The sequence below is a fragment of the Coprococcus sp. AF99-45 genome (assembly GCF_027663865.1).
In the GTDB taxonomy this organism is placed as follows: Bacteria; Bacillota; Clostridia; order Lachnospirales; family Lachnospiraceae; genus Allocoprococcus; species Allocoprococcus comes.
In genome coordinates, this window is record NZ_JAQDGZ010000004.1 from 229,226 (window position 1) to 240,905 (window position 11,680).

Genomic DNA, 11,680 nt, shown 5'->3' on the forward strand with positions numbered 1-11,680 from the left:
TTGATGCAGTTCCCGGTCCCCTTTTTCTTCATTCTTCTTTTTTACAGTTCGCAGTTATTCACAGTTCTTGGGAACGGAATTACGTCACGAATGTTGGACATTCCTGTAAGATACATGATGCATCTCTCAAATCCAAGTCCGAATCCTGCATGTCTTGTAGATCCGTACTTTCTCAGATCCAGATAGAATCCGTAATCTTCTTCCTTAAGTCCAAGCTCTTTCATTCTTGCAACAAGCTTATCGTAGTCGTCCTCTCTCTGGCTTCCTCCGATGATCTCACCGATTCCAGGAACCAGACAGTCAACTGCTGCTACGGTCTTGTTATCATCATTCATCTTCATGTAAAAAGCTTTGATCTCCTTCGGATAATCGGTAACGAATACCGGACGTTTGTAGATCTCTTCTGTCAGATAACGTTCATGCTCTGTCTGCAGATCTGCTCCCCATGATACTTTGTATTCAAATTTGTCATTGTGCTTTTCAAGGATTTCAATTGCTTCTGTATAAGTAACTCTTGCGAAATCAGAATTTACAACGTTGTTCAGACGGTCGATCAGTCCTTTGTCTACGAAAGAATTGAAGAAATTCATCTCTTCCGGAGCGTTTTCCATCACATAGCGGATAACATATTTCAGCATGTTTTCTGCAAGGATCATGTCATCTTCCAGATCTGCAAATGCGATTTCCGGCTCGATCATCCAGAACTCGGCGGCATGACGTGTGGTGTTGGAATTCTCCGCACGGAATGTCGGTCCGAATGTGTAAATGTTGCGGAATGCCTGTGCATAAGTTTCACCGTTCAGCTGTCCGCTTACGGTAAGGTTTGTCTCTTTTCCAAAGAAATCTTTGGAATAATCAACAGTTCCGTCTGCATTTTTCGGCACATTGTTCATATCCAGTGTTGTTACCTGGAACATTTCTCCTGCACCCTCGCAGTCACTTCCTGTGATCAGCGGTGTATGTACATATACGAATCCTCTTTCCTGGAAGAATTTGTGGATTGCGTAAGCAGTCAGTGAGCGTACTCTGAACACTGCCTGGAAAGTATTGGTTCTTGGACGAAGATGTGCAATACTTCTTAAATATTCAAAGCTGTGACGTTTTTTCTGAAGCGGATAATCCGGTGCAGAGGTACCTTCTACAACAACTTCTGTTGCCTGGATCTCAAATGGCTGCTTTGCCTGTGGTGTTGCGACAAGTGTTCCTTTTACAATGATTGCCGCACCAACATTCAGCTTGGAAATTTCGCCAAAGTTCTCCATATTATCATGATATACTACCTGAAGGTTTTCAAAGAAAGATCCATCATTTACAACGATAAATCCAAATGTCTTAGAATCACGGATACTGCGCACCCATCCCCCGATGGTCACTTCTTTATCCAGATATTCCTCTCTGTTTCTGTATAATTCTCTTACTGTTACCAAATCCATCTGTTCTGTTCCTCCGTATTACTCTCTTATATATTTCACATAACCCCAATGAGCCTTGTAAGCATTGCCGACAGCTTCTGCTGCCATTTTTTACTTTTGCAATATGTCCAGTATACCATTAAACTACCGCAGTTGCAACGATGTAAAAAGAATCTGATTACATTTGAAAGTACTTTCGCAATGATTTTTTTATTGTACTCTAATCAATATTCCTTAATCGATAGTTCATTTTTCCTTAAGAAATTTTCTTTTTCTTTTATGATATAGACATATTTTGAACACAATTTATCTGTATACTAAGAGTCAGATAGTTGATAAACAACTATCTCCCCCCTCATAAAGTAAGCGCAATCGGGTTACCCCGATTGCCGCACTTTACTCTCATTCCTTTAGAAATTAAATAAAAGCACAAGAAAACCCGCTGGTCGAAAGATCAGCGGGTTTTCTCGTTACTGTTTATGAAACACAAAATATCAGGGAGCTGCAAAACAGCTCCCTAAATCACATACGATTATTCTTCTACATCCTGCACATCATAATACTTGATCAGCGCCTGTGTCCCAAGATCTCCAAGCCCTTCCTGTGCCAACTCTTCATAATTTGACAGTACCAGACTCAGCACCTCAAGACTCAGTCCGCTCATATTTGCCTCAGTCAGCGCAAGCTTCATATCCTTGATGAAATGCTTCATAAAGAATCCCGGTGCATAATCTCCGGCAATGATCTTTGGTCCGAAAGCATCCAACTGTTTGCTTCCTGCTGCCCCGGTAGAGACCGAATCAAAAAGGACATTCAGATCCAGTCCTTTGGCCTGCGCATAGGAAAAGGCCTCACATACACCACTTAAGGCACCGGCGATCATAATCTGATTAGCAAGCTTTGCATGCTGTCCACATCCGGCTTTTCCCTGATAATTGATGTTTGTTCCCATTGCTTTGAAAAGCTCCATACAAGCTTCATAATCTTCTTTCTCGCCACCGACAAGGATGGATAATGTAGCGTTTTTTGCTCCGGTATCCCCACCTGTTACAGGCGCATCCAGCACATGGAATCCTTTTTCTGTGCCCTCTTTTGAAATCTTTTCTGCAAGCATCGGACTTGTAGTTGTCATATCGATCAGATAGGTTCCCGGATCTGCATTTTCCAGAATACCGCCTTCATCGAAGTAAACCTCTTCCACATCTCTCGGAAAACCAACGATGGTGATCACTGCATCACATCCGGGTACACATTCTTTGATAGATTCATGGAAAATTGCACCCTCGCTGATCACATCATCGACTTTCGCTTTTGTTCTTGCGTAAATATGCAGTTCATATCCTGTTTTCATAAGGTTGCGCACCATGGATTTTCCCATGATGCCAACACCGATAAATCCAATTTTTTTCATAGTGAACTCCTCTACTTTGGACTTACAATCTTTCCTGCCACCGCGCAGCTTGCCGCTGTTCTCGGAGATGCCAGATAAATCTCGACCTTAGAAGTTCCCATACGTCCAAGGAAGTTACGGTTGTTGGTTGCAACCACACGTTCTCCGTCTGACAGAATTCCTCCGGTACGTCCACAGCAAAGTCCGCAACCCGGATGGGTAATGATCGCACCTGCCTCAGATAAAGTCGTAAGGATTCCCATATCTGCTGCCTGTTTGTAGATCTTACGGCTCGCCGGAGTCACGATCAGTTTTACAAAATCCGCAACTTTTTTGCCCTTTAACACTTCTGCTGCTGCCTGAAGATCCTCCAGACGTCCGTTTGTGCAAGAGCCGATAAATACCTGATCGATCTCGGTTCCTTCTACCTCGGATACATTTCTGATCTTGTCAACCTGTGACGGAAGGGCCATAACCGGTACAAAGTCCTCTGCTTTATAAGTGATCGTTCTCATATAAGTTGCATCTGGATCACCAACCAGACTCTTCTGATAATCATTTAATTCAATATTGCAATACTCGGCAGTTTTCTCATCCGGTGTGAAAAGTGCGCATTTTGCTCCTGCTTCGATTGCCATGTTTGCCATTGTCATACGGCTTGCAACTGTCATATTTTCAATGGTGCTTCCAGCAAATTCCAATGCTCTGTAAGTAGCACCGTCTGCTCTCAAATCACCGATCAGTCGTAAGATGATATCCTTTGACATGACATTTTCCGGAAGTTCACCATCGATCACAACTTTGATCGTCTCCGGTACCTTGATCCACATCGTTCCGGTTCCAAGGATACTTGCCATCTCGGTATAACCGATACCAGATGAAAATGCTCCAACACAACCATAAGTTGTGGTATGGCTGTCGGTTCCGAATGCGATATCACCCGGTTTAACATAGCCAGCCTCTGTCATCAGCTGATGGCAGATTCCGTCACTTCTGTGTACATGTGTAAGTCCGTATTTATCTGCAAATGCATCTCCGGTACGAAAATGTCTGGTATCATCCTGCTGACTTGCCGGAACCAGATGATCATAGATCAGAACAACCTTGTCCGGATCATGCAGTTTCGTAAATCCCATTTCTTCAAATTTTTCTGCCACAAAGGGGATGAAAATATCATGGATCATCACGCGGTCAACGTTAACCGTCACAATGTCTCCCGGCTTTACAGCTTTTCCTATATTGTGTCTGATAATTTTTTCAATAATCGTCTCGCCCATTTTCTTCTCCTTTCCGGTTAATCCAGTCCATTCAGCTTGCGCATGGCTTTTACCAGACCGCCAGCCTGAATAATGCTCATCAGATTCTCCGGCAGAGAAGCAATCGGATATTCCTTGCCATTATAATCCACATGCTCATTCATCACTACCGTGATCTCGTCGCCCTCTTTCATATCATCATAAAGATCCGGCTGTTCAATCAGAAGGAGTCCGTTGTTGATCGAATTACGGAAAAAGATCCTTGCAAATGATTTGGCGATCACACACTGCACACCCATTGCCTTGATGATCTCCGGTGCCTGTTCTCTTGACGAACCGCAACCAAAGTTCTTTCCTGCTACAATGATATCCCCCTTCTGGATCTGTCCGGCAAGTTCCGGACGAAGAGGAGAAAAGCCATACTGCTTCATATCATCGATTGTCTTAAGTGCAAGGTATTCAGTTGGAATGATGATATCGGTATCAATGTCATCTCCAAGAACCCATACACGTCCTGTAAATTTATCCATCTTATGTCACCTCGTCAAACGTAATTTCGTCTCTTACACATCACTTGCCAGTGCAATTTCTCCGGCAATGGCAGATGCTGTAACGGTTGCAGCCGATCCAAGATATACCTTTGAACTCGGATGTCCTGCACGTCCCTTAAAGTTGCGGGTTCCTGTACTGATCAGGACTTCATTTTCACCGATTACGCCCTGGCAGCTTCCCCAGCATACACTACAGTTCGGGTTCATCACGATCGCACCTGCATCCATGAAGATATCGATCAGTCCTTCTTCCAGAGCCTGTCTGTAAATAGTCTGACTTGCCGGAACAACAAGGAATCTTACTTTTTCAGATACTTTCTTTCCTTTGATAACCTGTGCGCCTACACGGAGATCTTCGATACGTCCGTTGTTGCAGGATCCAAGGAATGCCTCATCAATCTTGATACCGCGCACGTCTTTTGCCGGCGCAAGATTGTCTACAAAATCCGGTTTTGCAACAACCGGCTCTACCTTGGATAAGTCAAATGTATATTCTCTTACATAATGCGCATCCGGATCGCTGTGATATACAGCCTTTGGCTCGCGTCCATGCTCTTTTAAATATTCCATTGCCACATCATCAACTTCAAAAATACCGGTCTTAGCTCCGGCTTCTACTGCCATATTGCAAAGTGCGATACGGTCACTGATTGTCAGAGTCTTCGCGCCCTCTCCGGTAAATTCCATCACCTGATAGTTACATCCGTTGGCCCCGACTTCACCGATGATGGTGAGGATCAGATCTCTCGCATATACACCTTCCGGCAGCTTTCCAACCAGGTTGAATTTCACAGTCTCCGGTACCATTACCCAGGAAGTTCCTGTTACCATACCGTAAAGAAAGTCTGTACATCCAACACCGGTCCCGAATGCACCAAGTGCACCGTAAGAACAGGTATGGCTGTCTGCACCAAAGATCAGTTCTCCCGGACGAACATAATTTTCCATCATAATCTGGTGGCATACACCTTTCCCTTCCCAGAAATCAATGTGGTTTGCCTTTGCAAAATCACGCATCTTCTTCTGGGATGCGGCTGTCTTTGGACAGTCAGACGGTACGTTATGATCTACGATAAATACCAGCTTGCCTGTATCTGCAATATGCGGATTTTTTAATTTATTATTATACATATCAACGGTAAGATGTGTAGTTCCGTCATTACTCATCAGACGATCCAGTTCTACTGTATGGATGTCACCCGGCTTTACGCTTTCCACACCGGCTGCCGCTGCAATGATCTTTTCAGCAATTGTCATTCCCATCGTCTATTCCTCCTCACGGTTCAGAGACGCAATAAGTCCGCCCTGATTCAAAATATTCTGCATATATTCCGGCAGTTTTGTGCAGGAATAAACCTTTCCATTTGCCTCAGCGGTTCCTTCCAGCATATGAAGCTCCATCTGATCTCCGGTCTTTACTTCATCCGGAAGGTCTTTACAGACAATAGCAGGAAGTCCGATATTGATAGCATTTCTATAAAAAATTCTTGCAAATGATTTTGCGATAACAGCTTTTACACCTAACGCTTTTAACACACCCGGAGCCTGCTCTCTGGAAGATCCACATCCAAAGTTCTCTCCTCCGACCACGAAATCTCCCGGTTTTACCTTCTGTGCAAAATCCGGATCCAGAGATTCAAATGCGTGGCTCTTCATCTCCTCAAGATTCGGCAGCAACAGATACTGGGATGCGATGATCTGGTCTGTATCCAGATCGTTATGAAATTTAAAAATAGTCCCTTTTTCCATAAAGCATATTCCTTTCTGTATACACATGATTCCTTTATTTTAAGGCTTTTCCGGCATTTCCGCAAGGGAATATTTTAACAGGCTAACGTTGTACTTTATTCAATTCCTATTTTTCATAGGTTCCCTTGCAAATGATTTTTTCTTTTTGCATAAAGATTTTTCCACCTGCAATATAACTGTCAAGCTTCAGGTCATTGTCCCACAAAAGCAGATCTGCATCGGCTCCTTTTTGTATTGTCCCTTTCTTACCCTGCAATCCCAGTGCCTCCGCTACATGTGATGTCATATATGGAAGTGCATCTTCCAGCTTCATATCAAGCTCATGTACCATATACAGAAGTTCTTCCCGCAGCGCATCTACTGAGGAAACACCGATTTCCAACAGGCTTCCGTCTTCTCTGTATTTTGACCAGCTTCCGTGTCCGTCGGAGCTGATGGTAATATGCTCTGTCGGGATTCCCTTTTCTTTTGCTTCTAAAATGCATCCGCCCGGACAAAAGTCCTCACTGATGCCACGGGTAAGATCGATGTATCCACCCTTTTCAAGCAACTGATAGCCCTCTTCCAGAAGACCTTTTCTGCGGTTCACATGAGTCGGACGGAAAATCTTGATCGGAATCATACTCTTTTCCAAAGCTTCAAACACCGGCGACAATCCAGCATCTGCATCTCCCATATGCAGCACCACGATTCCAGGTTTTCCGCTTAACATACCTGCCGTTCTGGTCTTGCTCGCAAGCTGGATCAGTTCACTTTCCGTCACATTCGGTGCCCGATGATCTGAAATGGCAAGTTTCACGCCAAGTACTTTTTCAACAAACATAATATCCCGATCTACCTCTCCGGTAATAGTCGGACTTGGATATCCATATGCACCGGTAAGCATATACGCACTTACCCCTTCTTCGCATAAAGCCTGTACTTTTGCGTAAAGATTTTCAACACTCCTTGTAAGTCCGTCCGTTCCAAGAAGTCCTACAACCGTTGTAATTCCGCCTTTTACCAGTTCTGACAGCTGAAGTTCCGGTGTACGGGTATGAAAGCTTCCTTCCCCACCGCCTCCGGTAACATGAACATGCTGATCAATAAACCCCGGTGTAAGAATTCTTTCCTCTGCATCAATAACTTCACATGCGATCGGAAAATCCTCGATCTTATCTTCCATACATTCAATTTTTCCCCCACATACTAAAAGATCCTTTTTTCCAACATACTCCGGTGCATAAACTTTTGCATTTTTAATAAGTAACATTTCTTTCCTCCTCTTTATGACATTCTTTTATTTTCATACATTAATTTGTCTGCCTGATGAATTGCCTCTTAATTTTATCTTTCTATATTATCCTGCTTCTTCAGCAATTCCAAAAGCTCTTTTTCAGGAAGCGGCTTGGAAAAATAATAGCCCTGAATCATCTCGACTCCCCAGCTGCTGATCTGTTCCATTTCTTCCTGCGTTTCCACCCCTTCGGAAACAATATGATAATTCATTTTATGAAATGTTTCTACAACACTTTCATAGAAAATTGCCCGTTTCTCATCCCTGCAGATATCAAAAAGCAGAGATCTGTCAACCTTGATCACAGAAAACGGAAGCCTCATTACCGTATTCAGATTTGCATATCCGGAACCAAAATCATCCAGACACAAACCAATGCCAGCGTCCGTAAATTCCTCCGCAACTCTTCTTAGACCCGCATTGCATTCAGTCGCAACCGTTTCTGTGATTTCAAACTGTATCCAGTTATGTGGAATCTTATAAGCATCCATAATCCGGATAAAATGTCTGCTACAGTCATTTCTCATCAGATCCAGAGAAGACAGGTTCACTTTTACATTCAGAAGATGCCTCATCAGGTATCGGTTTTCTCCTAAAAATCTGCAGACACGACTAAACTGTAGATCTGTGATCTGTTCGATCATATGATTTTTTTCTGCAATCTGAATAAATACATCTGGTGCGATCCAGCCAAGCTCCGGATGCTGAAGGCGACTTAGTGCTTCCAGTGTGATAAAGCATTTTTTCCGTGTAGAGTAAACCGGCTGATAGTATATCTCGAACAGATCCTCTGTAATCGCCTTATGCAAATACTGTTCTACCCGTTTATTATAAAGGAAACCATTCATCGTCTGATAATCATCCTGTATCACCTCTGTCAGACCATTTTTCGCAGATAAGGCTTCCAGATATTCAGCATACTCTAGAATAAGCCCGCTGTCTCCAAGTTTCTGCGCATTCATGATCCCGCTTATGATCACAGGCACTGTAATAATTTTATTGTTGACATTCAGCTTACTGTTTCCATCAAACATTCTCTTCAGCTGCGTAAGATAATATTCATATTCTTCAAGTGAACCGGTAAGTATCATAAAACGCTTTCCCGTTGTACGAAATGCTTTTTTCCCGCACATCTCACCAAGTTTTCTTGCTGTCAGCTTTAAGATTAAATTACCGCCCTGTACCCCTGCGATTTTATTAATGTGCCTCAATTGATAAAGATACACCGTAATAATGTGAAATGATTTTGCCGCACTGATCAGCTCATTGCTTTTTCTGACCAGATACAGATGATTGTATAATCCGGTAAGTGTATCGATATTTGCATGAGGATTGTTGATCGTAATAAATAGTGCCAGAATTCCCAGACTCATACCAAACCCTGTTGTAAGAAGCGGATGATATAAAAGCTGGATCACCACTCCCGCACCGGATATCAACAGGATTTCCAGCAGGCTCTTCACTTTTTGATAGCCCAGTTTTTTCCGCCATATAACAATAAGGATCAAGGCTGCTGCCATATGACAAAGTGCACTGTAATACATCAGCATATACCATGGACCTTTCATATAGCCTGCCGGTATATCAAAATAAAACAGCTTTTCTGTGAACGGGTTTGTCAGAATCATCCCCATCAGAATGAATGTCGGCACACCTGATAAAAACATCTTTTTTGCCGAAATGATCTTATTATCATGTAATGTCTGAATATAACAGATCACCGTAAACGGCAGCAATGCCTGAAGCAGATAAAAGATCGTTGTTGCAAGCATTGCAGCAATTTCACAATTACTATTTGGAAAAGAAATATAATAATTACTGGCAAGTTCCGCAACCACATCTAAAATACCGATGATGGCAAAGAAAAGGAATACCTGATTATTCAGATCCTCTGCTCTTTTCTGTCCCAGAAAATACCATAAAACCAGCAACAATATAACCATTGCCGCAATAAGAAAATCTATATTATAAGTCATATTTATCCTCCGCCGGTTTTTATTTATTTGAACAAAGCATATCGTCTGCCTGCTGTTCCAGAACACTCCTTTCTGCACTCTGGATGCTTCTTGCCGTTCGGATAACCGTTTCATCACCCATCTGTCTTCCAGACATATCATTAATCTTCTTCAGTTCTGCAATTTTCACAAACAACAATAATACATTTTCAAGTAAAATCGCACCCTCCTGGATCTCTTCAAGATACATCTCAAATGATTTCCGGTTTTTCATATCTGTCATCCGGTCTTCCAAGGACATTCTCCTATAAACCTCCTGTTCCAGGCAAAACTGAATGTTGTTGGATACTTTACAAAGCAATCCCCAAAACAAAACAGCAATATAAAGAAGAATGCCAAACTGGAAAATAGATTCATACCAGTAAATGGATAATACCCAGTACAGTACCAGTGCGATTACACCGCTTATCCCTAATACACCAAATGCCTTTAGACAGAGATTTACTTCCTTCTCCTGCGTTTTCCGATACTCTTTCCACAAAAGAAGAATCATAGACACAACCCCCGTAAATAATAAAAGATGTGTGATAAATAACATGTCTATAAAAGGAATCCTAAACAGAAAATACAAGAATCCCTGTAAAACAGCATTTGCATAAAGAAGAAAAATCCAGACCTGCGGTATCCATCTTACACTTTCACTCACTGTATTTTGTACAAATAACAGCATGAGAACAGGCATCGTCATAAACGCATAAAAGGATACCAACGTTCCTGCTGCATTCTGACTGCCATACATCTGGTAAATTCCCGAATCCAGAATACATCACAGACTGCATAGAAGCAAAAACAATGCTACATTTAAAAATCTCTTTTCTACGATCTGCCTGTATCTGGTATAGAAAAAAACAATCACCGAAACGATACCGAGACCGGTCATTCCCAAAACTACCAGTATCGAAAAAATCGATCCTAGCAGATGCTGTCTGAAAACAGAACAAAACTCTCCGATCATCGGGGCATACACATATAGTCTGGCATTCTTTTTAGTTTCATAGCTGATTGATAACACTTCCTGCCCGATTTTCTCCGGCAAAGAAATATCTGCCCATATTTTCCCTTTCATCTGCCTGTTTTTTTCAAATCTGTTATCCTTATATTGGTAGAGAAGCCGGTCTCCTATGCAGACTTCCAGCTGATCCTGTATTCCTCGGATCGACAAGATTTTTCCCTTATCAGCCTCTGATAACATATCATTGTAAAGAATGATCTGCCCATCTTTATCCGCTGTAACAAAACACGGCAATTTGAGCTCCGTCTTTTTCCCATCCTTCAGCTGATACCATCCATTGCTGAAGGTGTACAACTCGCCCCTTTCCGACTCCGTACCCGGCTGATACAGTATTCTGACAAAAATAAGCAACAATGTCACAATGAGCAAAATGCAGAATGCTTCAATTTTTTTCCATTTCTTTCCTTTTTTCATTTCCCTCATCTCCTATGCATTCTGCCGGAAGTTTTTCTACATAGAAAATGTAATTTCCTATGAAACAAAAAAGTCACCTGCGTTATACAGGTGACTAAAATTTAAGCCGAATAGCTTTTTTCACTTACTCTATTAACCTATCCGCATCTTCTTATTGCAACCGGCTGACATAGCGTACTGCCTTAGTCCCTTTGGCTTTGCGTCACAGTTTTTCAACAGCTTTGCCCCTATAAACATAATTCCAGTATAGCATATTCAAGATGACGAAACAATATTTTAATTGTTATAATAATCTATAGTTTTACACATAATCCATAACAAGAAACATCGGATACTTTCTGATATATTCTTCCATCTGCTCAATGGCTCCCGAAAGCTGATTTTCAATATATTTTCTGTTATTTTTTGATGTAGGAAGCACATTCTTCACATACCGCATTTTTATATATGGTATATTATATTTGTATACCAAAAAATCTGGAAACAATTGTTTCCAGATTTCTCCTAGAGGCGCCAACCAGATTTGAACTGGTGATAGAGGTGTTGCAGACCTTTGCCTTACCACTTGGCTATGGCGCCAGATGACTCCGACGGGAATCGAACCC

10 protein-coding genes, 1 tRNA gene and 1 riboswitch are annotated in these 11,680 nt (G+C 42.1%); all 11 genes read right to left on the reverse strand.

Translation table 11 applies throughout. The features are described from left to right. Positions 1-41: 41 nt before the first annotated feature. On the reverse strand, positions 42-1,433 hold the full coding sequence (asnS, locus tag PGR14_RS05350; RefSeq protein ID WP_008371696.1) for an asparagine--tRNA ligase: 1,392 nt from the start codon (positions 1,431-1,433) through the stop codon (positions 42-44). A 511-nt stretch (positions 1,434-1,944) separates the two neighbouring features. Next, a complete protein-coding gene (locus PGR14_RS05355) occupies positions 1,945-2,823 on the reverse strand; it encodes an NAD(P)-dependent oxidoreductase (protein WP_022220458.1) in 879 nt (292 codons plus the stop codon). Positions 2,824-2,834: 11 nt separating this feature from the next. After that, positions 2,835-4,079 carry a 3-isopropylmalate dehydratase large subunit gene (locus PGR14_RS05360; RefSeq protein ID WP_195488454.1) on the reverse strand — a complete coding sequence of 415 codons (1,245 nt, stop codon included), beginning with the start codon at positions 4,077-4,079 and terminating at the stop codon, positions 2,835-2,837. Positions 4,080-4,096: 17 nt separating this feature from the next. Next, entirely contained in the window at positions 4,097-4,588 is a 492-nt protein-coding gene (locus tag PGR14_RS05365; RefSeq protein WP_008371705.1) for a LeuD/DmdB family oxidoreductase small subunit, read from the reverse strand. Positions 4,589-4,621: 33 nt separating this feature from the next. Then, positions 4,622-5,872: a 3-isopropylmalate dehydratase large subunit gene (locus tag PGR14_RS05370; RefSeq protein WP_055157885.1), complete on the reverse strand. Its 1,251-nt coding sequence runs from the start codon at positions 5,870-5,872 to the stop codon at positions 4,622-4,624. Positions 5,873-5,875: 3 nt separating this feature from the next. Then, positions 5,876-6,358: a LeuD/DmdB family oxidoreductase small subunit gene (locus PGR14_RS05375; RefSeq protein WP_044998914.1), complete on the reverse strand. Its 483-nt coding sequence runs from the start codon at positions 6,356-6,358 to the stop codon at positions 5,876-5,878. 106 nt (positions 6,359-6,464) lie between these two features. After that, positions 6,465-7,610 (reverse strand): beta-aspartyl-peptidase, encoded by a 1,146-nt coding sequence (gene iadA, locus PGR14_RS05380; RefSeq protein WP_270223103.1) that lies wholly within the window; start codon positions 7,608-7,610, stop codon positions 6,465-6,467. 74 nt (positions 7,611-7,684) lie between these two features. Further along, entirely contained in the window at positions 7,685-9,610 is a 1,926-nt protein-coding gene (locus PGR14_RS05385; protein ID WP_270223104.1) for an EAL domain-containing protein, read from the reverse strand. A 19-nt stretch (positions 9,611-9,629) separates the two neighbouring features. After that, positions 9,630-10,142, reverse strand: a complete 513-nt coding sequence (locus PGR14_RS05390) for a GGDEF domain-containing protein (protein WP_243172391.1) — start codon at positions 10,140-10,142, stop codon at positions 9,630-9,632. Between the two features lie 273 nt (positions 10,143-10,415). Beyond that, a complete protein-coding gene (locus PGR14_RS05395) occupies positions 10,416-11,075 on the reverse strand; it encodes a hypothetical protein (RefSeq protein WP_022220450.1) in 660 nt (219 codons plus the stop codon). Between the two features lie 152 nt (positions 11,076-11,227). Beyond that, positions 11,228-11,311: riboswitch (cyclic di-GMP riboswitch) on the reverse strand. Between the two features lie 272 nt (positions 11,312-11,583). Then, positions 11,584-11,654: transfer RNA gene (locus PGR14_RS05400), tRNA-Cys, on the reverse strand. Between the last annotated feature and the right edge of the window lie 26 nt (positions 11,655-11,680).